The organism is Abyssibius alkaniclasticus (assembly GCF_020447305.1).
Classification (GTDB): domain Bacteria; phylum Pseudomonadota; class Alphaproteobacteria; order Rhodobacterales; family Rhodobacteraceae; genus Abyssibius; species Abyssibius alkaniclasticus.
The window spans coordinates 1,206,139-1,229,356 of the sequence record NZ_CP095732.1; the positions used below are offsets into that span (position 1 = coordinate 1,206,139).

The 23,218-nt window shown below is 62.8% G+C and carries 20 protein-coding genes; 13 read left to right on the forward strand and 7 right to left on the reverse strand.

Going from position 1 to position 23,218, the window contains the following annotated elements; genetic code table 11:
- Positions 1–2 precede the first annotated feature (2 nt).
- From tssK to LGT41_RS06180, 5 genes are read left to right on the forward strand one after another with little or no spacing between them, the layout of a single operon-like run.
- Positions 3–1,343, forward strand: coding sequence for a type VI secretion system baseplate subunit TssK (tssK, locus tag LGT41_RS06160; RefSeq protein ID WP_274129236.1), 1,341 nt, complete (start codon positions 3–5; stop codon positions 1,341–1,343).
- Between the two features lie 13 nt (positions 1,344–1,356).
- Positions 1,357–2,808, forward strand: coding sequence for a type IVB secretion system protein IcmH/DotU (icmH, locus tag LGT41_RS06165; protein ID WP_274129237.1), 1,452 nt, complete (start codon positions 1,357–1,359; stop codon positions 2,806–2,808).
- Positions 2,809–2,819: 11 nt separating this feature from the next.
- Entirely contained in the window at positions 2,820–6,389 is a 3,570-nt protein-coding gene (gene tssM, locus LGT41_RS06170; RefSeq protein ID WP_274129238.1) for a type VI secretion system membrane subunit TssM, read from the forward strand.
- 2 nt (positions 6,390–6,391) lie between these two features.
- The gene (gene tagF / locus LGT41_RS06175; protein WP_274129239.1) at positions 6,392–6,976 is read left to right on the forward strand and encodes a type VI secretion system-associated protein TagF; all 585 of its coding nucleotides are present in this window, start codon (positions 6,392–6,394) and stop codon (positions 6,974–6,976) included.
- Complete coding sequence (locus LGT41_RS06180; RefSeq protein ID WP_274129240.1) at positions 6,973–7,695, forward strand: PP2C family protein-serine/threonine phosphatase; 723 nt, start codon at positions 6,973–6,975, stop codon at positions 7,693–7,695. Before tagF ends, LGT41_RS06180 begins: the two co-directional genes overlap by 4 nt.
- A gap of 6 nt (positions 7,696–7,701) precedes the next feature.
- Here LGT41_RS06180 and LGT41_RS06185 read toward each other — a convergent pair whose 3' ends face one another.
- Positions 7,702–8,046 (reverse strand): DUF2794 domain-containing protein, encoded by a 345-nt coding sequence (locus LGT41_RS06185; RefSeq protein WP_274129241.1) that lies wholly within the window; start codon positions 8,044–8,046, stop codon positions 7,702–7,704.
- A gap of 105 nt (positions 8,047–8,151) precedes the next feature.
- Here LGT41_RS06185 and LGT41_RS06190 point away from each other — a divergent pair, with 105 nt between their 5' ends.
- A complete protein-coding gene (locus LGT41_RS06190; RefSeq protein WP_274129675.1) occupies positions 8,152–9,732 on the forward strand; it encodes a gamma-glutamyltransferase family protein in 1,581 nt (526 codons plus the stop codon).
- Between the two features lie 30 nt (positions 9,733–9,762).
- Positions 9,763–11,817: a DNA helicase RecQ gene (gene recQ, locus LGT41_RS06195; RefSeq protein WP_274129242.1), complete on the forward strand. Its 2,055-nt coding sequence runs from the start codon at positions 9,763–9,765 to the stop codon at positions 11,815–11,817.
- Positions 11,818–11,835: 18 nt separating this feature from the next.
- Here the strand turns inward: recQ and LGT41_RS06200 are convergent, their stop codons facing one another.
- Positions 11,836–12,441 carry a GcrA family cell cycle regulator gene (locus LGT41_RS06200; protein ID WP_274129243.1) on the reverse strand — a complete coding sequence of 202 codons (606 nt, stop codon included), beginning with the start codon at positions 12,439–12,441 and terminating at the stop codon, positions 11,836–11,838.
- 138 nt (positions 12,442–12,579) lie between these two features.
- A complete protein-coding gene (gene argE / locus LGT41_RS06205) occupies positions 12,580–13,734 on the reverse strand; it encodes an acetylornithine deacetylase (protein ID WP_274129244.1) in 1,155 nt (384 codons plus the stop codon).
- Positions 13,735–13,840: 106 nt separating this feature from the next.
- Here argE and LGT41_RS06210 point away from each other — a divergent pair, with 106 nt between their 5' ends.
- From LGT41_RS06210 to LGT41_RS06235, 6 genes are read left to right on the forward strand one after another with little or no spacing between them, the layout of a single operon-like run.
- Positions 13,841–14,650, forward strand: coding sequence for a transglycosylase SLT domain-containing protein (locus tag LGT41_RS06210; RefSeq protein WP_274129245.1), 810 nt, complete (start codon positions 13,841–13,843; stop codon positions 14,648–14,650).
- An 8-nt stretch (positions 14,651–14,658) separates the two neighbouring features.
- Positions 14,659–16,734 (forward strand): flagellar biosynthesis protein FlhA, encoded by a 2,076-nt coding sequence (gene flhA, locus LGT41_RS06215; protein ID WP_274129246.1) that lies wholly within the window; start codon positions 14,659–14,661, stop codon positions 16,732–16,734.
- Positions 16,735–17,517 carry a flagellar biosynthetic protein FliR gene (locus LGT41_RS06220; protein ID WP_274129247.1) on the forward strand — a complete coding sequence of 261 codons (783 nt, stop codon included), beginning with the start codon at positions 16,735–16,737 and terminating at the stop codon, positions 17,515–17,517. It begins immediately after the preceding gene.
- Positions 17,514–18,611, forward strand: a complete 1,098-nt coding sequence (locus LGT41_RS06225) for an EscU/YscU/HrcU family type III secretion system export apparatus switch protein (RefSeq protein ID WP_274129248.1) — start codon at positions 17,514–17,516, stop codon at positions 18,609–18,611. Before LGT41_RS06220 ends, LGT41_RS06225 begins: the two co-directional genes overlap by 4 nt.
- Positions 18,608–18,991: a hypothetical protein gene (locus LGT41_RS06230; RefSeq protein ID WP_274129249.1), complete on the forward strand. Its 384-nt coding sequence runs from the start codon at positions 18,608–18,610 to the stop codon at positions 18,989–18,991. Before LGT41_RS06225 ends, LGT41_RS06230 begins: the two co-directional genes overlap by 4 nt.
- Before the next feature lie 55 nt (positions 18,992–19,046).
- Positions 19,047–19,502, forward strand: a complete 456-nt coding sequence (locus LGT41_RS06235; protein WP_274129250.1) for a thioredoxin domain-containing protein — start codon at positions 19,047–19,049, stop codon at positions 19,500–19,502.
- Here LGT41_RS06235 and zapE read toward each other — a convergent pair.
- The 4 genes from zapE to LGT41_RS06255 form a co-directional block, all read right to left on the reverse strand.
- Positions 19,499–20,599 carry a cell division protein ZapE gene (zapE, locus tag LGT41_RS06240; RefSeq protein WP_274129251.1) on the reverse strand — a complete coding sequence of 367 codons (1,101 nt, stop codon included), beginning with the start codon at positions 20,597–20,599 and terminating at the stop codon, positions 19,499–19,501. The genes LGT41_RS06235 and zapE overlap by 4 nt on opposite strands.
- A gap of 71 nt (positions 20,600–20,670) precedes the next feature.
- Positions 20,671–21,579 carry a DMT family transporter gene (locus tag LGT41_RS06245; protein WP_274129253.1) on the reverse strand — a complete coding sequence of 303 codons (909 nt, stop codon included), beginning with the start codon at positions 21,577–21,579 and terminating at the stop codon, positions 20,671–20,673.
- Positions 21,576–22,499: an oxygen-dependent tRNA uridine(34) hydroxylase TrhO gene (gene trhO / locus LGT41_RS06250; protein WP_274129254.1), complete on the reverse strand. Its 924-nt coding sequence runs from the start codon at positions 22,497–22,499 to the stop codon at positions 21,576–21,578. The genes LGT41_RS06245 and trhO overlap by 4 nt, the downstream gene beginning before the upstream one ends.
- Before the next feature lie 13 nt (positions 22,500–22,512).
- On the reverse strand, positions 22,513–23,046 hold the full coding sequence (locus tag LGT41_RS06255; protein WP_274129255.1) for a DUF1697 domain-containing protein: 534 nt from the start codon (positions 23,044–23,046) through the stop codon (positions 22,513–22,515).
- Positions 23,047–23,218: the final 172 nt, after the last annotated feature.

Consider the following 23,218-nt stretch of genomic DNA (forward strand, 5'->3'; position numbering starts at 1 on the left):
CGTTGGCTTGGGATAACAAGGTCGTCTGGAATGAGGGGCTGTTCTTGCAGCCGCATCATTTTCAGCAGCAGGATCGCTATATCGAGGCGTTGGTCGGCGGTGTCGCCACCAGCGTGGCGCCCTATGCCTGGGGTGTGGCCGAGCTTACGATTGATGAAGAACTGCTGCGCCTGGGCAAGATCGCGCTGAAAACCGCCCGCGGGATGACCCCGGATGGCGCGGTGTTCCGCGTGCCCTCGGCCGATGACCACCCCCCGGCGATGGATGTGCCCGAAACCATCAAGAACACCGTGGTTTACCTGACCGTGCCCACCCGCCGCCACGGCGCAACCGAGGTGGACCTGACAGGGGCCGAAAAATCTGCCGCGCGTTTCCGCCCGGCCGAAGTGGAGGTGACCAATGCGGTTGGCACCGAAAAAACCCCGGCAACCCTGGCGGTGGCCAAGCTGCGGCTGGGGTTCGCGCTGGATGTCGATGATACATCCGATATGCTGGTCATCCCGATTTGCCGCATCATCGAAGTGCGCTCTGACAATGCCGTGGTGCTTGACAAAGGGTTCATACCAAGCTGCCTTGATGTGCGCGCCTCGCCCACCCTGGCCGATTTCCTGCAAGAGGTGGAAGGCCTGCTGACCCATCGTTGCGATGCGCTGGCCGGGCGTCTGGCTGAAAGCGGGCCGGCCAAGGGGGCCGCCGAAATTCAGGATTTTTTGCTGCTGCAATGCGTGAACCGCTACCTGCCGATGGTGCGCCACCTGACGCATATCGAAAACACCCATCCCAGCGCGATGTATGAAATGCTCATCGGTCTTGCGGGCGAACTTTCAACATTCATGGACAGCGCCAAACGCCTGCCCGATATGAAACCCTATAAGCATGACGACCTGACCGCGACCTTCCGCGACCTGATGCGCGCGCTTCGCCAGTATCTCAGCGCCGTTCTGGAGCAAAACGCCGTCAAAATCGCGCTTGAAGCCCGCAAATACGGCATTTCGGTGGCGATGGTTGCCGATAAACGCCTGATAGGCGGTGCAAAATTCGTGCTGGCCGCCAAGGCCGAGGTGACACCCGAAAGCCTGCGCCGCCATTTCCCGACACAGGTGAAAATCGGGCCGGTGGAAAGCATTCGCCAATTGGTGAACTCGGCCCTGCCGGGCGTGGAAATGCGCCCGCTGCCCGTGGCCCCGCGCCAGGTGCCGTTCAATTCCGGCACCACCTATTTCGAGCTTGATCGTGATGGCCCGCTGTGGAAACAGCTGACAACATCGGGCGGGATTGCCGTGCATGTCGCGGGCGATTTTCCGGGGCTGGAAATGGAACTTTGGGCCATCCGCAATGCGTAATGGGAGCTGATAGATGAGTGGTGACGACCCCTTTGCAGAACCCGGCGACACCGAGAAAACGGTTGTCAATCTGCGCCCCGGTGGCCGTGCCCCGGCGCGGCCTGGTGCGCCAGCAGCCCCGGCGCCGCCGCCACCGCGTGCGCCGCAAGCCCCCTATGATCCTTATGCGCAAGCCCCGACGCCGCCACCGCCCGCAGCCCCGACGGCGCCACCCGCCCAGCCTTCCGGCGCGCCTGCCGCCGCGCGTTCGGGTGTGGATGAGGCCGAGTTTTCAACGACCGGGCTGAACCCGCTCAACGCCGCCGCCGCGCCGATTTTTGCGCTGATCGGCCGTATTCGCAACCGTGCCCAGCACACCAACCCCGATGCTTTGCGCGGGGCCGTGGTGCGCGAGGTGCAGCAGTTCGAGAACCGCGCCTTGCAGGCAGGCGTTCATGCACGCAACGTGAATATTGCCCGCTACGCGCTTTGCGCCACGATCGATGATGTGGTGCTGAACACCCCCTGGGGGGGGCGCTCCATCTGGACCCAGCAATCGATGGTGGGCACCTTCCACAAGGAAACGCATGGCGGTGATCGGTTCTATGATGTGCTGGCAAAGCTGGAACAGGATCCGGCCAACAACCTGGAACTGCTCGAATTCATCTATGTCTGCCTGTCGCTCGGCTTTGAGGGGCGCTTGCGCGTTGAACACCAGGGCACCGACAAGCATTTGCGCATTCGTGAGGGGCTGGCGCGGCTGATCCGCGCCAATCGCGGCCAGGCGGAACGTGCGCTTTCCCCCATGTGGAAGGGTTTGAAACTTGGCCACAAGGTGCTGCGCGCCTGGCTTTCTGTTTGGGTGATTGCCGGAGTTCTGGCCGTTGTGCTGAGCCTTGCCTTTACCGGGCTTACCTTTGCGCTTTCGGGTGATACCGAACGCGTGCAGGGCCAGCTGGCCACGCTTGGCTCTTCCCAGGAGGTTGAGTTGCTGCGCCGCGCCCCGCCCCCGCCGCCCCCGCCGCCGCCGCCCGCAACGGTGGATCAGGTTGGCCGTGTGTCGGAGTTCCTTGAGGCGGAAATTGCCGAAGGTATTGTCGAGGTGTTCCAGACCGGCAATACGCTGACCATCCGCATCGCATCCGAGGGCGCAGGGCTGGCCATGTTCGGCCCTGGCTCGGACGAGCTTCAGAGTGAATATCTGCCGAAAATCCAGCGCGTGGCCGAGGCGTTGAACAACGAGGAAGGCACGCTGATCATTGCAGGCCATTCCGATTCCGTGCCGATTTCGACGGCGCGTTTTCCCAATAACACAGTACTTTCGCTGAAACGGGCCGAGGCGGTCATGGCCTATATGGCCACAATTCTCGATATTCCGGGCCGCATGTCGGCGGAAGGCCGCGCCGAATCTGAACCCATTGCCGATAATGGCACCCGCGAAGGCCGCGCCAAGAACCGGCGCGTCGAAGTCATACTTGTGCGTTAGGACCGAATTGAATGTGGCGTATCATTAAGAAGATCTTCGGTTCGGCCTGGCTGCTTTGGCTGCTGATCACCACGGTATTTGCCGTGCTGATCTATCTGTTCGGCGACCTTCTGGCCTTTGGCAGTTGGCGGCCCTTTGGCACCCAGCTTGCAAAATACATCACCATCGGGGTGCTGTATTTCATTGTCATCCTGATGCTGATCATCCGCACCATTCGCCGCCGCCGCCGCGAGAGGCGCATGGATGAGGATATCGTCGCCGAGGAAGAAGACGGCGACGATGTCGTTGAAGAAGAGCTTCTGGAAATGCGCAAGCGCATGAAAGAGGCGCTGCAAATTCTGAAAAAATCCAAGCTGGGCGGCAAGGGTGGCAGACGGAACCTGTATCAACTGCCCTGGTATATCATGATCGGGCCACCGGGCGCGGGCAAAACCACGGCAATTGTCAATTCCGGCCTGAATTTTCCGCTGGCCGAGAAAATGGGAATGCAGGCGCTGGGCGGCATCGGCGGCACGCGCAACTGCGACTGGTGGTTCACCGATGAGGCCGTGCTGATCGACACGGCAGGCCGCTATACCACGCAGGATTCCGATGCCGAGGCCGACCGCGATGCCTGGCTCGGCTTTCTGGCCATGCTCAAACGCAACCGCAAGCGCCAGCCGATCAACGGGGCAATGGTGGCGATTTCGCTGTCCGATATTTCGATGCTCGACACCGCCGCGCGCAAGGAACATGCCAATGCCATTCGCCAGCGGCTTGTGGAATTGCGCGAAAAACTGGGCGTGCGCTTTCCGGTTTACATCCTGTTTACCAAGGCCGACCTGATTGCCGGGTTCAGCGAGTTCTACGAGAATCTGGGCCGCGAAGAGCGTGAACAGGTCTGGGGTTTCACCTATCCGATCAAGGGGCCGAAAACCAAAATCAACGCGCTGGCCGAATTTGACGGGCAATTCACGGCCTTGCTTGGCCAGTTGAATAACCTGACGCTTGAGCGGCTCCAGCAGGAAACCGACAGCCAGCGCCGCGGGCTGATCAACGGGTTTGCGCAGCAACTGGCCAGCCTGCAAACCGTTGCAAAAGAATTCCTGACCGATGTGTTCCAGGAAAACAAATATCAGGACCAGCAGTTTCTGCGCGGGGTCTATTTTACCTCGGGCACGCAGGAAGGCACCCCGATTGACCGTTTGATGATGAACATGGCCCGCACCTTTGGCATTGGCCGTCAGGCAATTGGCACAGGCTCGGGGCAGGGGCGCAGCTACTTTTTGCGCAACCTGATCGAGACCGTGATCTTTGGCGAGGCCGGGTTGGTTTCGGCCGATGACAAGGTCGAGCGCCGCTATCGCTGGATCAAGCGCGGCGCGATCACCGCCGCAATTCTGTTTGCTGCGGGGGTTGGCACGCTCTGGACCTTCTCCTTCCTTGGCAACAAGGAGATGATCGCGCAGGCCAGCGCCGATGTCGATCGCTATAACCAGATGGTTTCGGTCATACCCGTCAGCCCGGTTGATGAAGTCGACCTGTTGCCGCTGATCGAGCCGCTGAACATATTGCGCGATCTGCCGGGCAACCCCGCGCAAGACGATCCGGCGCCGCCGCGCGAGCTGACCTGGGGGCTGTGGCAGGGCGACAATGTCGGCAATGCCGCCTCTCAAACCTATCGCCGTGCGCTGAACGAACGCTTTTTGCCGCGCATCCTGCTCAAACTCGAACGCCAGATGCAGGCCAACCTGAACAACCCCGAACTGCTTTATGAGCTGTTGAAGGTCTATATGATGCTTGGTCTGCAAGGCCCGATCGACGAGCAACTGGTTGTTGATCTGCTGAGCGTCGATTGGGATATGACCTATCCGGGCGAGCAGATGGCGCAGGCGCGCGAAGATCTGGTCGGCCATCTGACGCAGATGATCAACCAGCCGATGCAGGAAATTTCGCTGCACGGCCCGCTTGTCGCGCAGGTGCAGGCGCTGCTCAGCGAAACGCCGGTATCGGTGCGGGTATACAACTCGATCATCGCCAGCCCGGAAGCGCGCGCCATCAATGACTGGCGCGTGCTGGAACAGGGCGGCCCGCTGGCCGCACGCGTGCTGATCCGCCCCTCTGGCCTGCCGCTGTCCGAAGGCGTTGAGGGGATCTATACCCGCGCGGGATTTTACAATGTCTTCCTGCCCGCCGCCCTGGATGTGGCCGAACAGCTGCGCGCCGAAAACTGGGTGCTTGGTGAGCGTGGTGAGGATTTGAGCGATGAAGAGGCGCTGACCCGCATCGCCAGCGAAGTGCTGGACCTGTATTATACCGATTACATCGCCAATTATGAGCGCATCCTTGGCGATGTCGATATTGCGCCGATGGGCGCGATGAGCGAGGTTGTGCAGACGCTCGACATTATCTCCGGCCCCAATTCTCCGGTCGCCAAATTGATGACAGCGGTTGCCTATCAAACCCAGCTGACCGCCCCGCCGGGCGCGGTCGATATTGCCGGCGCCGCTTCGGATGTTACCGAATTTGGCGCGCAAACCGCGCTGGACAACCTGTCTATCCGCACGCGGATGCTGGTGGATGTTCTGGCCTCTTCGGCCACGGCAAACGGCCAGCCCGCCCCGCCGCCACCGGGCACAACCGTTGAAGAACGGTTCCGCTGGCTGCGCGATTTCACCGTTGGTGAAGAAGGTGTGCCAACCGAACTTTCCGACACGATGGCACGGCTGACGGCGCTGTATCAGGAGCTGAACCGCCTGTCGGTGACAGGGGGCAGCACCAATATCAATTCGACCGCCACGCAGGATTTGCAGGTGGCGCTTGGCCGCATCCCCGACCCGATGAAGCGCTGGGCGACGCAGATCACCGAAGCCAGCTCCGGTGTGGCCGCGGGCGGTGCGCGCGCGGCGCTGAATGCGCAATGGCAGGCGCAGGTCTTGCCAACCTGCAACCGCGCCATCACCGACCGTTTCCCCTTTTTCAGGGGGCAAAGTGCTGATGTGCCCATTCAGGAATTTGCCCGCCTGTTTGCGCCGCAAGGGCTGATCGACGGGTTCTTCCAGGCCAATCTGGCCGAATTCGTCGACACAACAAGCAGCCCGTGGAAATGGCGCCGTGTGAACAACCAGGAGCTTGGGATATCGGATTCGGTGCTGTCGCAATTTCAGCGCGCCGCCGAAATCCGCGATGCCTTCTTCCTTGCCCCCGGCCTGCCGGCGGTCACATTCGATCTGAAGCCGGTCGCGCTCGACCCGGCCGCCGATCGTGTGCAGATCGTGGTCGACGGGCAGATTCTGGACTATCGCCAGAGCCAGCCGCAGCAGGTTACACCCATGCAATGGCCCGGCTCGGGCGGGGCGACGCAGGTTGCCTTCCAGCCCCAGAACCGTAACACCGAAAACGGTGTCGGCTTTGAAGGGCCCTGGGCGTTTTTCCGGATGCTCGAAGGGGCCGAGGTGCGCCGTGGCAATGCCGCCGACCGTAGCCGCATCATCTTCAATGTCGGCGGGCGCATCGCGGTGTTCGAGCTGCGCGCGGGTGCGGCGATCAACCCGTTCGATCTTGAGATGCTGCGCGGTTTCCGCTGCCCGAGCTCGTTGTAAGGATGGGCGGAACTTACGGATATTATGGTAAGTTTCCGGCCCTGGGGGATTTTGTGCGCGGTGGTGTCAGCCGCCGGTTTGTGAATGTCTGGGACCCGTGGCTGCAAGCGGGCATTGCCTATGCGCGCAGTCTGCTCGGCGCTGGCTGGCGCGAGCTTTACGCGACAGCCCCCATCTGGCGCTTTCAGCTTGGGGCTGAAATTGCGCATGACCGCCCAATCTTTGGCGTGATGATGCCCAGCCAGGATGCGGTGGGCCGCCTGTTTCCGCTGACCTTGCTGGCCGAAGGCATGGGGGCCGATGGCGGGCTGCAAAACGACGCGCTGTTCACCCCGCTCGAAGATATCGCGCTGGAAATGCTCGACACGCTCAACCGCAAGACCCGGCTGGAGGAGATGCTGGCCGCATTGCCAGACCCGCTTCCCGGCGCAACCCCGACACCGCGCGCCAGCCAATGGCTTTCGGCACCCGATGCCGAATTTGGCGACCCGACAAGCCTGACATTCAGCGGTTTGCCCGAAGGGGCGGGGTTTTTGTCACTCATGGGATACGACCCCCATGCCGAAGATCTGGGGGCCTTGTTATGAGTATTTTTCACCATTGCGGTAAAACCCATGTGGGCAATGTGCGCAAGCTGAACGAAGATTCATTGATCTCTGTGCCAGAACTCGGGGTGTTTGTGGTGGCCGATGGTATGGGCGGGCATTCAGGCGGTGACTATGCCAGCCAAAGCGTTGTCGGCCATGTCGACCGGATGGACCGTGGAATGCCATCGGGCGAGGCGATGCGCGCCGTGCGCACCGCCTTTCTGGAATCGCATTATGCCATTCAGGCCGAGGCCGAGCGGCGCGGCGGTGGCACGATCGGCTCGACCGCCATCGCGCTTATCCTGTCCGAGCCGCATTTTGCCTGCCTCTGGGTGGGCGATAGTCGGCTTTATTTGCTGCGCGACGGGCAGCTCATCCAGCTTTCGCGCGACCATTCGCTGGTGAATGACCTGTTTGACTCTGGCCAGATCACCGCTGAAGAGGTTGAGACCCACCCGCATGGCAATGTGATCACCCGCGCGGTCGGGGTGGGCGAAACGCTGGAGATTGACAAGATCCGCGGCACTTACGAGCCGGGAGACCGGTTCCTGCTGTGCAGCGACGGGCTGTCGGGCTATGCCAGTTTTGACGATATCCGCCACTGCATGTTGTCGGCGCCCATCACCTCGGTCTGCGATGAGCTGATTGCCCTGGCACTTGCAGGCGGCGGGCGTGACAATATCACCGCGATAACGGTCGAAATTCCCGATTATTTTTAGGGCTGGCTAGACCGCACGCATGAGCTGACGGTCGAAAATACGCATCACCTGTGCCAGATCATCACCGCGTTTCAGCGTGCGCCCATCCATGCCGATCACCGAATACTGCCCCTGCCGCAGCCGGTTGCCGGGGCGCTTTTCCACGCGAAAAAGCGGCTGTTCGGCCGTGTGGCGGAAAATGGAAAACACCGCATAATCGCGCAGAGCCGAGATTCCATAGTCGCGCCACAGCCCTGCCGCAACAAACCGCCCGTAGACCGACAGAATGATCGCAATTTCACTGCGGTGAAACGAGATCTGGGCGCTCTGTCCAAAGGGCGGGGACGTTGCGGGGTGCGGGATCAATGCCATAGCATATTCTGCGCAATATTGCGCTTTCAGGCAAGCTAATCGTTGAACATTCGTGCCATTCGTGCCATTCGGGCCAGCGTGCTGCAAAGCGATTTGGGGGCAGATATGCGCGACTTTCAGAAAAACGGCCGCTCGATGACCTATGCCGAAAACGGGATGTGCGCGGCAAGCCACCCGCTGGCGGCACAGGTTGCGGTGCAAATTTTGCAGGCGGGTGGCAATGCGGTTGATGCCGGCATTGCCGCGGCGATGGTGCTGAATATCTGCGAGCCGCATATGACCGGGCTTGGCGGCGATTGTTTTGCGCTTGTGCAGCCGCGTGAGGGGGCGGATATCATCGGCCTCAACGCGTCTGGCCGCGCGCCCGCGTCGGCCAATGCCGCCGCCCTGCGCGCCGCCGGCCGCACCGGCATCGCCAGTGACAGCGCCGATGCGGTGACCATGCCCGGCGCGGTTGATGGTTTGCTGCGCCTGATCGAGGATTATGGACGCATCGGGCGCGACCGTGTTCTTGCCCCCGCTATCCACTATGCCGAATCCGGCCTGCCGATTGCGCCGCGCGTGGGGCAGGACTGGGGTGAAAGCTGGGATGATCTGCGCGGTCACGGGCGAAGGTTCTACTTGAAGAATGGCAAGCCCTTTGCCGCTGGCGACAAGTTTGCAGCGCCTCGCCAGGCTGAAGTACTACGCCGGATCGCGGCACAGGGCCGCGCCGGGTTTTATGAAGGCGAGGTGGCCGATGATCTTGTGTCATCGCTCAGGGCGCTGGGCGGCGGGCACAGTCTGGATGACCTTGCAAGCGTGCGCGCTGACTATGTCGCCCCTGTCGCAACGCGGTATCGTGGCACCGAGCTTGTTGAACTGCCGCCAAACGGGCAGGGCGCGGCGGCTTTGCTGCTGGCCAATATCCTTGGCCATTTCGATTTTGCGGGGATGGACCCTGTGGGCACGACGCGCACGCATATACTGGCCGAGGCCAGCAAGCTTGCCTATGACGCGCGTAACCGGTTTGTGACCGACCCCGCCCATATGGACACGCGGCTGGCGCATATGCTGGCACCGGAAACCGCCGCCAGACTGGCGGCGCTGATTTCACCCAAAGCCGTGCTGCCTTTGCCCACCCCGCCGCTTGAGGCGGTGCATAAGGACACGGTCTATCTGACCGTGGTTGACAAAAACCGCATGGCGCTCAGCCTGATCTGTTCGATCTTCTCGCGCTTTGGCAGCGGGCAGGCTTCGGAAAAATTCGGCATATTGTTCCATGATCGCGGCACCGGGTTTAACCTGATCGAGGGGCACAGAAACGTGCTTGCCCCCGGCAAACGCCCCATGCACACGATCATTCCCGGCATGATGCGCGAGGGCAAAAACCTGATGCCTTTCGGCGTGATGGGTGGGCAGTATCAGGCGGCGGGGCATGGGCATTACCTGTCAAATCTGGTGGATTTTGGCATGGATATGCAAACCGCCTTTGATGCGCCGCGCGCCTTTGCCGAGCATGGCGCACTGTGGCTGGAAACCGGGTTTGCGCCCGAAGTGGCGCAAGACCTTGCCGATCTGGGGCATCAGGTGAAATGGCGCAAATCGGCCATTGGCGGCGCGCAGGCCATTCAGATTGATGCGGCGCGCGGCATTCTGATCGGCGCATCGGATTTTCGCAAGGATGGCTGCGCTTTGGGCTATTGAGGGCCGAGTCGCGGCGGGCTAGACAGGGGCATGAATGCCCAAACCAACCTTCTGCGCAGCGTCTTCGGCTTTGACGGGTTTCGCCCCGGCCAGGAAGAGGTGGTCGCCGCCGTGGCTGCTGGCCATGATGTGCTGACCGTAATGCCCACAGGCGGCGGCAAGTCGCTCTGCTTCCAGCTTCCGGCGCTGCTGCGCGAGGGGGTGACGCTGGTAATCTCGCCGCTGATCGCGCTGATGCGCGACCAGGTCCGCGCGCTCAACGATGCGGGCGTTGAGGCGGGTGCGCTGACTTCCGGCAATACCGAAGACGAGGTCGAGGCAGTGTTCGCCGCGCTTGATGATGGGCGTCTCAAGATTCTCTACATGGCGCCCGAACGGCTGGGGCGCGAGGGCACGATGCGGCTGCTGTCGCGCGTGAATGTGAGCCTGATTGCTGTCGACGAGGCGCACTGCGTCAGCCAATGGGGCCATGATTTTCGCCCCGATTATCTGAAAATCGGCGCGCTGCGCGACCGGCTGAACGTGCCGCTTGTGGCGCTGACCGCCACCGCCGATGCAGAAACCCGCCAGGAAATTGTTGAACGCTTGTTTGCGGGCCGCAGCCCGCAGGTGTTTTTGCGCGGCTTTGACCGCCCGAACCTGAATATTGCCTTCGAGGCGAAGGACAACCCGCGCGCGCAGCTGCTTGGCTTTGTGGCGGCGCGCAAGGGGCTTTCGGGCATTGTTTATTGCGGTAGCCGCGCGCGCACCGAAACACTGGCACAGGCCTTGCGCAATGCGGGCCATAACGCGCTGGCTTATCATGCCGGCATGGAACCGGATGACCGCCGCCTTGCCGAAACCCGGTTCCAGCAGGAAGACGGGCTGATCGTTGTCGCCACGGTCGCCTTTGGCATGGGCATCGACAAGCCCGACATACGCTATGTGGTTCATGCCGATCTGCCCAAGAATATCGAGGGCTGGTATCAGGAAATTGGCCGCGCCGGGCGCGATGGTGCGCCGGCCGATACGCTTACGCTGTTTGGCCCCGACGATATTCGTCTGCGCCGCAGCCAGATTGACGAGGGGCTTGCCCCGCTGGAGCGCAAGCGCGCCGATCATGCGCGGCTGAACGCGCTGCTGGGGCTGGCCGAGGCGATGGGCTGCCGCCGCCGTGTGCTTCTGCCCTATTTTGGTGACGCCCCCGAAGGCGATTGTGGCAATTGCGATTTGTGCCGCACCGCGCCGGAAACCTTTGACGGCACCGAGGCGGCACGCATGGCGCTCAGCGCGGCCTTGCGCTCGGGGGAACGCTATGGGGCAGGGCATTTGACCGACATTTTGCGCGGCGAAACCACCGACAAGATTGCCCGCGCCGGCCATGCCAGCCTGCCGACCTTCGGCGTGGGCAAGGCCTATTCCAGGCGCGAATGGGGGGCGGTGTTTCGCCAGTTGATGGGGCGTGACCTGCTGCGCCCCGACCCGGAGCGCATGGGCGCCCTGGTGATGACCGAAGCCGCCCGCCCGCTTTTGCGCGGCGAAACCACGCTGGAGTTGCGGCGCGACACCATTCGTGCCGCAAAACGCGGCCCAGCCGCCCCCGTGGCGCTGGTGGGTGAAGAGGATGAGGGCCTGCTCGCCGCGCTCAAAGCCAAACGCCGCGCACTGGCCGAAGCCGCCCGCGCCCCCGCCTATGTGATTTTCCCCGACCGCACGCTGATAGAGCTTGCCCAGACCCGCCCGCAAAACATGGATGAATTTGCGCGCATCAACGGTGTTGGCGCCAAGAAGCTGGAAAGCTATGGCGCGATCTTTCTGGAAGTGATCTGCGGAGCGGCACCAAAGCCGCAGCACCCTTCACGCCGCAAGCTGAACGGCCGCGCTCAGGGCGGCGTGTTTGACCAGTTGCACGAAGCCCAGCTTGCCTTGGCGCGGGGCGAAAACGGGTTGGACAAGTATCTGTCCTGCACGCATGGCACCTTGGCGAAAATCGCCGAAAGCCGCCCGCGCGACCTGGCCGCACTTGAGCGCATTCAAGGCATGGGCCAACAAAAAACCGCCCGTTTCGGGGCGGCATTTCTGGAAATACTTGAATCGGAAACCTGATGACGCCCTGGCGACGCCCTAACGACGGCGGTCGCGGCGGCTGCTCATCGGCTGGAAGGCAATGCCGACATGGGTTTCGCAATAGGGCTTGCCCGGCTCGGTCGGATGGCCACAAAACCAGAATTCGGGCGTAGCCGGGTCGCCAATCGGCCATTTGCAGGTGCGTTCGGTCAACTGCATCAGGTTCAGTTTCTTGGCCTTGCGCTCCAGCGCCTTTACATTGGCCAAAGCCTCGGCGGAAATTTCCGAATTGGTGGGCTGCGGTGGCAAAGGCTGGCCGGGAATGCCGATAGGCTTGCGCCCCGGAATATGCTCGCGCGCAACTGGGGCTGGCGCGGATGCGGCAGGGGCGGCAGCAGCGGGCTGGGCCGGGGCCGCTTTGGGCGCAGGCGCGGCGGTTTGCTCTTTACTGGCGGGTTTGGCGGCAGGCTTGGCCGTGTCCTTGGCGGCCTTGCCGGGCGCGGTTGCCGGGGTAGCGGGGCGGTTTGACAGGCCAAGACGATGCACCTTGCCGATCACCGCATTGCGGGTGACATTGCCAAGCTCCTTGGAAATCTGACTGGCAGACTTCCCCTCGCCCCACATTTGCTTGAGCTGTTCAACGCGTTCGTCTGTCCAGGACATCACTCTCTCCGCAAATAGATGAAGGCGCCCGCAAAGGCAGGCGCCTGAGCCTATTTTAAGCTCTTGGCGGCGAGTTACAAGGCAGAGCAGCCGATTCGCAACCATCCAGCCCGAATCAAATGCGAATCAGGCGAAGAATCAGGCCGAAACCCGCGCGAGCAGCCGTTCCAGCATGGTCAGACACTGGCGCAATTGCTCGCCACTGACAAATTCATCCGGCTTATGGGCCTGGGCAATATCACCGGGGCCGCAGACCACGGTGGAAATGCCCTGGGCGGCAAACAGCCCCGCCTCGGTGCCAAAGGGCACGGTGGCGGTGGTGTTCGCCCCGGTCAGCGCCAGCACCAGCTTTTGTGCCGCGCCCTCGGCCTCCGGCTCCAGCCCCACAACCTCGGCAATGGTTCGGGTTTCGATACTGGCACCGGGATGGGTGGCGCGCATCTCGGGCAGCAGCACGTTATTGGCAAAGTCGTTGATGCGGGTTTTCACAAAAGCAATATCGTCTGGCTGCACGGGGCGGTATTCCCAGTCGATTTCCGCATGGTTCGGAATGACATTCGTTGCCACGCCAGCCGCAAGACGGCCAACATTCAGCGTGGTCTGGGGTGGGTCGAACGGGCTGTCGGCAGGCGCACGGGCTTTCAGCGCCTCGGCAATTTCCATCAGCTGCCCGATATAGCGCGCCGCGTAAACCGCCGCATTGACCCCGGCGGCGGGCATGGAGCTGTGGCCCTCCAGCCCGCCCAGAACCGTGTGCATTTCACAACAGCCCTTATGCCCGTTGATCAGCCGCATACTTGTCGGCTCGCCCACAATGCAGATGCCGGGGCGCAGCCCGCGCGCAGCCAAAGCGGCCAGCATGACCGGCGCGCCAAGGCAACCGGTTTCCTCGTCATAGCTCAGCGCGATATGAATGGGTTTGCTCAACCCGGCTTGCGCAAGCTGCGGGGCCAGCGCCAGCGCGCAGGCGATAAAACCCTTCATGTCGCAAGCACCGCGCCCGTAATACAGCCCGCCGGATTCATGCAGCGTAAAGGCATCGCGGCTCCAGGCCTGGCCGGTTGTGGGCACCACATCGCTATGGCCCGACAGGATTATTCCACCATCGATCATTGGCCCGAACGTGGCAAACAGGTTGCCCTTTGTGCCGCTTGCATCATGCGAAATTTCGACATGCGCGCCGTGGCCTGCCACATAGTCAGCCACCCAGTCGATCAGCGCCAGATTGCTGTCGCTGCTGATTGTGGGAAAGCTGATGAGCTTGCCGAGAATCTGAATGGTTTGGTCAAACATGGTCATACCTCGCTTTCGCCAAGGCCTAAGCGGGCTGCGCGCGAAATGCCAGATAAACTTGCACCTGCTTTAGAGCTTGGTAACGATCCGGCGCTAAGCCTTGGGCATGAACCGGAGAATCCGCGCCACTTCTAGCCTGATTGCCGCGCTGTTTTGCGCAAGCGCCGCAATTGCCCAAAGCGCCGATGATGTGGGCGCAAGCCTGTGCGAAGCCGCCAGTTTTGCCGCAGCACAGGAACGCGGCATCCCCCCCGATGTCATGCTTGCCATAACCCTGACCGAAACCGGGCGGCGGCGCGCAGGTGCGTTGCGCCCCTGGCCCTGGACGGTGAATATGGAAGGTGCCGGCGCGTGGTTTGATACGCTCGATGAGGCATTGGCCTTTGCCACGACCCGCTATGAGGCCGGCGCGCGCAGCTTCGATGTGGGCTGCTTCCAGCTCAACTATCGTTGGCACGGCCAGAATTTTGCCTCGATCGAAGCCATGTTCGACCCGATGACCAATGCCCGCTACGCGGCTGGCTTTCTGAGCGATTTATATGACGAGCTTGGCTCGTGGAGTGCGGCAGCAGGCGCCTATCATTCGCGCACCCCCAGCTATGCCAACCGTTATACCGCGCGGTTTGATGAGATACGCGCCCGGCTTGGCGGCGATGTGCCCGCGCCCCGCCTGGTGCTGGCCGCCGCCCCCGCATCCCAGCGCCCCGTTCTGGCCGTGCATCCTTTCCTGTCGCCCGGGCAGGCGGCGCTGACCGGCCCCTATAGCGCCGTGCCCGTGGCTGATGATGGCAGCCCCGCGCCGCTTCTGGGCGCAAGCGGCACAGCGGCGCAAGCCCCGCTCGGCTCGCTCGCCACCGGGGCGATTGAAACCCAAACCCACAGCCTGCTGACCAGCGGGCCGGGTGCCTTGTTCTAGGGGTTGGTATGAGCTTTTCGATCCGCGCGCTGTATCAACCCACCGTGCTGCTCAGCCTTGCGCTGATGGCGGTGATTGTGATGATGGTGCTGCCCGTGCCGTCATTCGTGCTGGATATCGGCCTGTCGGCCAGTTTCGCGCTGGCCATCCTGATTTTCACCATCACGCTATTCATTGGCCGCCCGCTCGACTTTTCGGCCTTTCCCACCATTCTGCTGGCCAGCCTCATGCTGCGCCTGTCGCTCAATGTCAGCTCCACCAAGCTGATCATCGGCGAGGGGCATAACGGCACGGCGGCGGCGGGCAAGGTCATTGAAGGTTTCGCGATGTTCGTCATGGGCGGCTCGGTCTATCTGGGGCTGGTGGTGTTCGGTGTGCTGATGATCGTGAATTTCATCGTGATCACCAAGGGTGCGGGCCGTATGGCCGAGGTTGGCGCGCGTTTCGCGCTTGACGGGATGCCCGGCAAACAGCTTGCCATCGATGCCGATATGGCCGCAGGCGCCATTGATCATGCCGAGGCCAAGGCCCGCCGTCAGCTGGAGCAGGAAGAAACCACGTTTTTCGGCAGCCTTGACGGGGCGTCGAAATTCGTGAAGGGCGATGCGGTGGCCGGGCTGCTGATTACCCTGCTGAACCTGGTGGTGGGCCTGGCTATGGGCGTGTTCATGCATGGAATGCCGATTGGCCTGGCCTTTGAAACCTATGCGATTCTGACCGTGGGCGATGGGCTGGTCACGCAAATTCCCGCTGTCATCATCTCTATCGCTGCCGCGCTGCTGCTGTCCAAGGGTGGCAACAAGGGCGCAACCGACCTTGCGCTTCTGTCCCAGCTTGGGCGCTATCCTGTGGCGCTGGCCACGGTTGCCGCCCTGATGGTGCTGTTCGCACTTGTGCCCGGTCTGCCGTTCCTGCCCTTTGTCGCCGGGGCGATTGCGCTGGGGCTGGCGGCGCGGCGCGGCTTTCAGCGTGTTCGCGCCGAAGCCGAAGCGAGCGCCAAAACCGCCATTGCCGATGCGCCCAAAGCCCCGCGCAAAACCCTTGGCGACATGCTCGATCTAGATGAAATCCATCTCGAATTCGCCACCAACCTCGTGCCGACGGTCATGGATAGCGCCACGGGGCTCGATGCACGTATTCTGAACATGCGCAACCATATCGCCGGCAGTTTCGGGCTGATCATTCCCGAAATACGGCTGACCGATTCCACCCTGCTGCCCGATGGCACCTATGTCATCCGCATTCAGGGCGTGGAGGTGGCGCGCAGCGAAATCGAGGTTGGTCAGGTGCTGGTGCTGCTGGCCGAAACCGAGGCGACGCCCCCGCCCGGGCGCGATGTGCGCGAGCCGGTATATGGCGCCCCCGCCCGCTGGATCGACCCGTCCTTGCAGGAAGATGCGGCGCTGCTCGGCCTGTCGGTCGTCAACCCGACCGAGGTTGTCGCCACGCATCTGCTGGAGGTGCTGAAAGCCAATTTCGCCCGGCTGTTCAACCGCCGCTCGTTGCGCAAGCTGCTCGATGAGTTTGTTGCCCTGTCGGACCCGGCGCGCGCCCAGGCCAACCGCCGGATACTGGATGAAATGATCCCCGACAAGGTGTCGGTCGATATGCTGCAATCGGTGCTGCGGCTGTTGCTTCAGGAACAGGTCTCTATCCGCAACCTGCCGATGATCCTTGATTCCATCGCCGAAGCGGGCAGCGGCACGCCCGAGATGATTTGTGAACATGTGCGCCACCGCATGGGCTTTCAGCTTGTCTCCACCATGCAAGAGGCTGACGGTGCGCTGCCGCTGGTGCAGCTCGCCCCGGAATGGGAGCCGCTGTTTCAAAAGCACCAGTTGGAGACTGCGGCAGGCGGTTTTGACGTGGCCTTGCCACCGGCCGAGTTCAACCGCCTCGCCGCCGCCATTGCCGAGCAGATCAGCCTTGCAGGCGAAACCGGGCGCTATCCGGCGATTGTCACAACCACCCGCCGCCGCCGGTTCGTGCAGGCGGTGCTGTCGGCCAAGGGCATCCGCAATCCGGTGTTTTCCTTTGAGGAGGTCGGCGCCAATGCCCGCCCGGCGCTGCTGGGGGTGGCCTGAATGTTTGACGCAATGGCCGCGATCATGGCGCAGGTGAACCCGATGATCGGGGCCGCCGTGCTGGTTTTCATGCGGATCGGTGCCTTTGTGGCCCTGCTGCCCGGCTTTGGCGAACAAACCATCCCCATGCGCCTTCGCCTTGCGGCAATTCTGGCCTTTACGCTGATCAGCTGGCCATTGGTTGCCCCCAACCTGCCAACCGATCTGCCCCCATTTCCGGCTTTGGCCGTGCTGATGCTGATCGAACTGGCCATCGGCGCCCTGATGGGCATTGCCGTGCGGCTTTTGGTCATGGCGCTGCAAATTGCCGGTGCCATTGCCGCCCAGACCACCGCCGTCAGCCAGATGGCGGGCGTTGCCGTGACGCCGGAACCGATGCCCGCCATTGGCAACGCGCTGGTGCTGGCGGGCCTGGCGCTGGCGCTGGCCGCGGGCCTGCCCGCCCAGGCAGTGCGCGCAATTGCCGAGTCCTACGCCGTGTTCCCCGCCGGGGTTTTGCCCGTTGCGGGCGATGTGGCGCAATGGGGAGTTGCGCGTGTTGCCGATGCTTTCGCGCTGGGCCTGACGCTGGCCGCCCCCTTCGTGATTGCCGCATTCGGCTACAACCTTGCGCTGGGGTTTCTCAACCGCGCCATGCCCGCGCTGATGGTGGCCTTTGTCGGCGCGCCCGCCATTACCGCTGGCGCCTTGCTGTTGCTGATGCTGGCGGCCCCGCTTATTCTGAATGTCTGGCATGACAGGCTATCGGCCACGCTCGAAGCGCCCTGGGCGCTGCCACAATGAGCGGGGCTAGCGAAAACGGCGAAAAAACCTACGAGGCGACCGCCCATAAACTTGCGGAATCGCGCAAGAAGGGCGATATCGCGCGCGCGCCGGATGTGTCGGTTGCCGCCGCCTATCTGGGGTTGCTGGCGGCAATTATCGGCTTTGGCCCGATCGCGGTAGAGCGGCTGTTCTCGGCCCTGTCCGGCACCATTGCACGGGCCGACACGCTTGCCCCGGCAGTGCTGGGGGCCGGGGGTGGCGCGCGGCTTTTCGGGCTGCTCGCCAGCGGGCTTGCGCCCATGCTGATCATATTGCTCGTGCCGGGTGCGCTGGTGCTGGCGGTGCTGTTCGCGCAGCGCACATTCATTTTCACCCCGTCCAAGCTTGCCCCGAAACTCAGCCGCATCTCGCCCCTCCAGGGCGCCAAGAACAAATTTGGCGCCAAAGGGCTGGTCGAATTCGCCAAAACGCTGGTCAAAATGGTTGCGGTCGGCATTGTGGCGGGGGTCTATATGGTGGCGCAGGGCAGCAATATTCTGGGCTCCGCCGCATTGCCCGCACAGGCGCTGGCGGTCATGCTTGGCGCGGTGCTTCTGGCGCTGCTGAGCAATGTCAGCATCATCGCGGTCGCCATCGGCGCGCTCGATTTCTTCTGGCAGCGCAGCCATCATCTGTCCACCCAGCGGATGAGCCATCAGGACATGCGTGAAGAGCATAAATCCAACGAGGGTGATCCGCATATGAAGGCCCAGCGCCGCCAGCGCGGCCAGGCCATTGCCATGAACCAGATGCTGGCAGATGTGCCAAAGGCCGATGTGGTTGTCGTCAACCCTACACATTATGCTGTGGCGCTGAAATGGTCGCGCAGCCCCGGCTCGGCCCCCGTTTGTGTGGCCAAGGGGGTCGATGCGCTGGCCGCGCAAATCCGCCAACTTGCGCAAGAGGCGGGCGTGCCGCTGCATTCCGACCCGCCCACCGCGCGCGCCATTCATGCCGCTGTCGAGATCGGGCAGGAAATTCGCCCCGAGCATTACAAAGCCATTGCCGCCGCGCTGCGCTTTGCCGATGCCATGCGCAAGCGCGCCCGCAATTCTGCCACGGGACCGAAATGACCCCGGCCGCCTTGCGCAAACTCGGGGCATTGGCACAGCAGGTCGAGCGCCGCGACCTTGCCGCGTTGCGCCTGGCACAAGAACGCGTTGCCGCCCTGAACGCGGCGCAAGCCACGCTCGATTCAACGCAAGCCGCGCTTTACGCCGATGACAGTATGATCATTGGCGCAGCCTATGGCGATTGGCTGCGGCTGGAGGCGGCGCGCATCGCCAAAGCGCTGCAAAAGGCCGAGCGGGCCGTGCTGGCCGCACGCGGCAATGCCGCCCGCGCCTTTGCGCGCAAACAGGCGTTGCGCGGGCTGCAAGAACAGGCCGAGGCGGAAGAGCTGCAAACCGCGCGCCGCCGCGCCGAGCAAAACGGAATGCCCGCCGATCGCTAGGCTTGAACTTCGCCCGCCCGCCCCACATATGCGCATCAACGCATATGAGGGTGCCATGACCGAAAATTCTCTCCAATCCGCAAAACTGAAGCTGACCTGCCTGACCTGCGGCACAATCAACGCATTTCCCGCAGCACGGCTTGCCGACGGGCCGAAATGTTCCAGTTGCGGCGATGCCTTGGCCGATGGCAAGGTTGCCGAGATCGGCCTTGCCGAGCTTGAAAAAGCCGCCCGCAATGACAGCCTGCCGCTGCTGGCCGACCTCTGGGCGCCGTGGTGTGGGCCCTGCCGGATGATGGCTCCGGAATTTGCCAGCGCCGCCAAAACCCTGAAATCCCGCGCGCGGTTTGTGAAGCTCGACACCGACCGCCATGCCGATGCCGCCGTGCGCTATGCCATTCGCGGCATTCCGGCACTGCTGCTGTTTGACCAGGGGCGCGAGCGCAACCGCCATGCCGGTGCGATGCGAGCGAGCCAGATCACCGCATGGGTTGCGCAGAATATCGACTAATCCGCCGCCCAATCGGCGCTGCGCATTTCGGAAAGCCGCGAAGCCGTGCGCTGAAATTCGAATGCGCCCGCCCCGTCGGGGTATAATTCATCTGGTTCGGCGGCGGCCGAGGCCACCAGCCGCACGCGCGCCTCGTAAAGCGCATCGATCAGGGTGACAAAACGCTTGGCTTCGTTGTTGTTTGCGCGGCCAAGCAGCGGGATGTCATCCAGAACAAGCACCCGCAGCGCATCGGCCAGCGCCAGATAATCGCCCGGGCCAAGGGCCGCGCCACACAGGTTTTCAAAACTGTCGCGCCCCACGCCGTTGCGAAAGGCGGCAAGGCGCAGCAGGCGGCCGGGGCGCGCAAGCTCCAGCACATCGCCCGGCCCGCCGGCAAGATCGTCCCAGGCCGCATCCAGCGCCGCCGTTGCCGCTGGCCCCAGGGGGCTGATGTAAAGCCGCGCGCCCGCCATGCGGTTTTGCCGATGGTCAAAGGGCGATTCCAGATGATGCACCTCGAGCCGCGCCTTGATCTGTTCGATAAAGGGCAGGAAAAGCTGGCGGTTCAGCCCGTCCTTATACAAATCATCCGGCGCGCGGTTCGAGGTGGTCACCACGATCACACCGGCTGCAAACAGGCGTTCAAACAGGCGGCCGACGATCATCGCATCGGTGATGTCGCTGATCTGCATTTCATCAAAACACAGCAGCGCGGCGCTTTCGGCAATGGCATCGGCCACCGGCACGATCGGGTCGCTTGTGCCGCGCGCCCGTGCCTTGGCAATTTCGGCATGGACCGATTGCATGAAGGCATGAAAATGCACACGGCGTTTCTTGTCCACCGGCGCGCCTTCAAAGAACAAATCCATCAGCATGGATTTGCCGCGCCCGACGCCGCCAAACAGATACAGGCCGGGAATATCCGACGCCGTGATCCGCTCGCGCCCCCAGCCAAACAGCGCCAGCCCCACGCGGCGCGGGCGGCGCGGGTCATACCCCTCTAGCCGCCGGTGCAATAGTTGCAGCTTTTCAACCGCCAGCCGCTGGCCCGGGTCATCGCGCAAACGGCCCGTGGCAACCAGGTCGCGGTAGCGGCTCATCGGGCCGTCGGTCATGTGGCGCTCCTTGAAACTGGCACAGCAATAGCGGCTCGCAAGGCCAATGTTAACAGGTGACGATGCCCAGCCTAGCCCCGGCGCGCAAACCACAGGCGGATGGGCTTGCGCATTCGTATGCCCGGCAGTTGCGCCAGCAGAATGCCGCCAAGCATCAGGGCCGCGCCAAGCATGGCGCGCGGGGCAAAAACCTCATCCAGAATTGCCCATCCGGCCAGCGCGCCAAACACGGTCTCAAGGCTGAGGACCAGCGCCGCCTGGGTGGGTGCCACGCGCGCCTGGGCCAGAATTTGCAGGGTAAAGGCCAGCCCCGTCGCCACGATGCCGGTAAAGGCCAGCGGCCACCAGTTGATGACGAGCGCCTCAAGCGAGATGGTTTCAAACAGCAGCGCCCCAAGCGCGCTTAGCACGGCGACGGTGGCGAATTGCATGAACGCAAAGCGCGGCCCGTCAAGCTGCGGCGCGAAATGCCCGGTCACCAGCACCTGCAGCGCCCAGAACACCGCGCACACCACCACAAGCCCGTCACCCGGGGCCAGCTTCAGCCCGTCATTGACCGACAGCAAATAAAGCCCGGCCAGCGACAGCCCCGCCGCCACAAACACCTTGCCGCCAATGCGCGTGCCCAGCATCCGCCCGATCAGCGGCACGAAGATAATGTAAAGCCCGGTGATGAACGCCGCCTTGCCCGCCGTGGTCACCGCCAGCGCGGTTTGTTGCAGGTTGATGCCCACAAACAGCAAAGCCCCGCCGGCGATGCCGCCAATCAGCATGGCACTGCGCGGCCCCATTTTACCGCGCGGTTTGGAAAACAGCGCAATGACCGGGAGCAGCGACAAACAGCCAATGAAAAACCGTGTGGCGTTGAAAGTAAGCGGCGGGATGGCGGCCGCCCCCTCGCGCTGGGCCACAAAGCCCGCGCCCCAGATGGCGGCGGTCATGAACAGCAGGATAAGCCCTGTGGCGTGGCTGCGGGTCATATCTCACCTTCATTTTGCGGGCCAAGATGGACTTCACCGCGCGCACGCGCCAAGGCCATTTGTTTCTGACGCTCGCGAAAGCCTTCGCGGCGTTCGGGGGTTGTCTCGTGCAGGCACCGGTGGCAAGAGACCCCCGCCTCGTATTCGGGGCGCTGTGTGTCTTCGGGCAAAAGCGGGCGGCGGCAGGCGTGGCACAGGTCGTGCGGGCCTTCGATGAGCCCGTGGCCAACCGATACGCGGCCATCAAACACAAAGCATTCGCCCTGCCAGAGGCTCTGCTCGGCGGGCACCTCTTCCAGATATTTCAGAATACCGCCCTGCAGGTGGTAGACATCCTCCACCCCTTGCCCGCGCAGGAAGTTGGTCGATTTTTCGCAGCGGATGCCACCTGTGCAGAACATCGCCACGCGCTTGTTGTGAAAGCGGTCTTTGTTCGCCGCCCACCATGCCGGAAATTCCCGAAAGCTGGCGGTATGCGGGTCAACCGCGCCTTCAAACGTGCCGATTTCCACCTCGTAATCGTTGCGGGTATCAATCACCACAACATCGGGCTGGCTGATAAGTTCGTTCCAATCGGCAGGGGGCACATACTGGCCGGTGCCTGCCAGCGGGTCGACATCGGGCTGGCCCATTGTCACGATTTCCGCCTTCAGCCGCACCTTGAACCGGTTAAAGGGCTGCGCAGCGGCGGTGCTGTATTTCGGGGCAAGCGCCGCACAGCCGGGCAGGGCGCGGATATGGTCGATCATCGCCGCAACCCCCGCCTTTGGCCCCGCGATCGTGCCGTTGATGCCTTCGCGCGCCAACAAAAGCGTGCCGAAAATGCCCTGCGCACGGCCAAGGTCTTTCAGCGGCCCCTGCAATGCTGCGGGGCTTTCAAAGCGGGCGAATTGGTAAAGGGCGGCAATGGTCCAAGTCATGCAGCGCCAGTTATCAGGGCGCGGCAGAATTGCCAAGCGCCAGCATCTCGGCCAGTTTCAAAACCGTGTTCCAGTTGCGCGCCGTGGTTTCGGGCGGCAGACGGTTCGGCAGCGTCTCGGCCAGCTTCGAGCGGCCTATCCCGCCGGGCGCGTGCAGATACACGGCGTTGGGGCCTGCAAAAAGCTGCTCGTCATCCGCCGCCAGCGCCAGCGGCGCGCTCAAATCCGGTGCATCCAGCGGGCCGGTGAAGAACACATGCAGGTGCTTGCCTTCGGCGGGTTCAAACGGGCAGGCGCGCATGATCGCCGCAAATTCATCGGCCGACAGCACCATGATCGGGCGGCGAAAGCCGTGGCGTGCCTCAATCTCATCGGCCAGCGCATCGGCATTTGGGCGCGGGCCTCGCAGCGTAACATTGCCGCTTTGGATGTAGGTTTGCACGTTTTGCGCGCCTTTTGCGGTTACAATGTAACGCAAATCGGCCATTGGCAGCTTGCCGTGGCCGCCAACATTGATGCCGCGTAAAAGGATAACCCAACTGTCCATGCGCCAGACTAGCCCGGCTTGACGGCAGCCGCAATCTGCGCTAGATGCCCCTCAATTCCCGGATGTTTCAACCATCCGGTCCCGTGCCTATATATCGGGATCGCCACCAGTCAGCGCGTTGCGCCCACTGGTGCGCTTGGTGTTTGGTTTGGGCTAACGAATGGAGGCCGCG

What these genes read in the sequence shown, in the direction of transcription:
- icmH (WP_274129237.1), top strand. Translation starts at nt 1,357, where the DNA reads ATGAGTGGTGACGACCCCTTTGCAGAACCCGGCGACACCGAGAAAACG.
- tssM (WP_274129238.1), top strand. Translation starts at nt 2,820, where the DNA reads ATGTGGCGTATCATTAAGAAGATCTTCGGTTCGGCCTGGCTGCTTTGG.
- tagF (WP_274129239.1), top strand. Translation starts at nt 6,392, where the DNA reads ATGGGCGGAACTTACGGATATTATGGTAAGTTTCCGGCCCTGGGGGAT.
- LGT41_RS06180 (WP_274129240.1), top strand. Translation starts at nt 6,973, where the DNA reads ATGAGTATTTTTCACCATTGCGGTAAAACCCATGTGGGCAATGTGCGC.
- LGT41_RS06185 (WP_274129241.1), bottom strand. Translation starts at nt 8,046, where the DNA reads ATGGCATTGATCCCGCACCCCGCAACGTCCCCGCCCTTTGGACAGAGC.
- LGT41_RS06190 (WP_274129675.1), top strand. Translation starts at nt 8,152, where the DNA reads ATGCGCGACTTTCAGAAAAACGGCCGCTCGATGACCTATGCCGAAAAC.
- recQ (WP_274129242.1), top strand. Translation starts at nt 9,763, where the DNA reads ATGAATGCCCAAACCAACCTTCTGCGCAGCGTCTTCGGCTTTGACGGG.
- LGT41_RS06200 (WP_274129243.1), bottom strand. Translation starts at nt 12,441, where the DNA reads ATGTCCTGGACAGACGAACGCGTTGAACAGCTCAAGCAAATGTGGGGC.
- argE (WP_274129244.1), bottom strand. Translation starts at nt 13,734, where the DNA reads ATGTTTGACCAAACCATTCAGATTCTCGGCAAGCTCATCAGCTTTCCC.
- LGT41_RS06210 (WP_274129245.1), top strand. Translation starts at nt 13,841, where the DNA reads ATGAACCGGAGAATCCGCGCCACTTCTAGCCTGATTGCCGCGCTGTTT.
- flhA (WP_274129246.1), top strand. Translation starts at nt 14,659, where the DNA reads ATGAGCTTTTCGATCCGCGCGCTGTATCAACCCACCGTGCTGCTCAGC.
- LGT41_RS06220 (WP_274129247.1), top strand. Translation starts at nt 16,735, where the DNA reads ATGTTTGACGCAATGGCCGCGATCATGGCGCAGGTGAACCCGATGATC.
- LGT41_RS06225 (WP_274129248.1), top strand. Translation starts at nt 17,514, where the DNA reads ATGAGCGGGGCTAGCGAAAACGGCGAAAAAACCTACGAGGCGACCGCC.
- LGT41_RS06230 (WP_274129249.1), top strand. Translation starts at nt 18,608, where the DNA reads ATGACCCCGGCCGCCTTGCGCAAACTCGGGGCATTGGCACAGCAGGTC.
- LGT41_RS06235 (WP_274129250.1), top strand. Translation starts at nt 19,047, where the DNA reads ATGACCGAAAATTCTCTCCAATCCGCAAAACTGAAGCTGACCTGCCTG.
- zapE (WP_274129251.1), bottom strand. Translation starts at nt 20,599, where the DNA reads ATGACCGACGGCCCGATGAGCCGCTACCGCGACCTGGTTGCCACGGGC.
- LGT41_RS06245 (WP_274129253.1), bottom strand. Translation starts at nt 21,579, where the DNA reads ATGACCCGCAGCCACGCCACAGGGCTTATCCTGCTGTTCATGACCGCC.
- trhO (WP_274129254.1), bottom strand. Translation starts at nt 22,499, where the DNA reads ATGACTTGGACCATTGCCGCCCTTTACCAATTCGCCCGCTTTGAAAGC.
- LGT41_RS06255 (WP_274129255.1), bottom strand. Translation starts at nt 23,046, where the DNA reads ATGGACAGTTGGGTTATCCTTTTACGCGGCATCAATGTTGGCGGCCAC.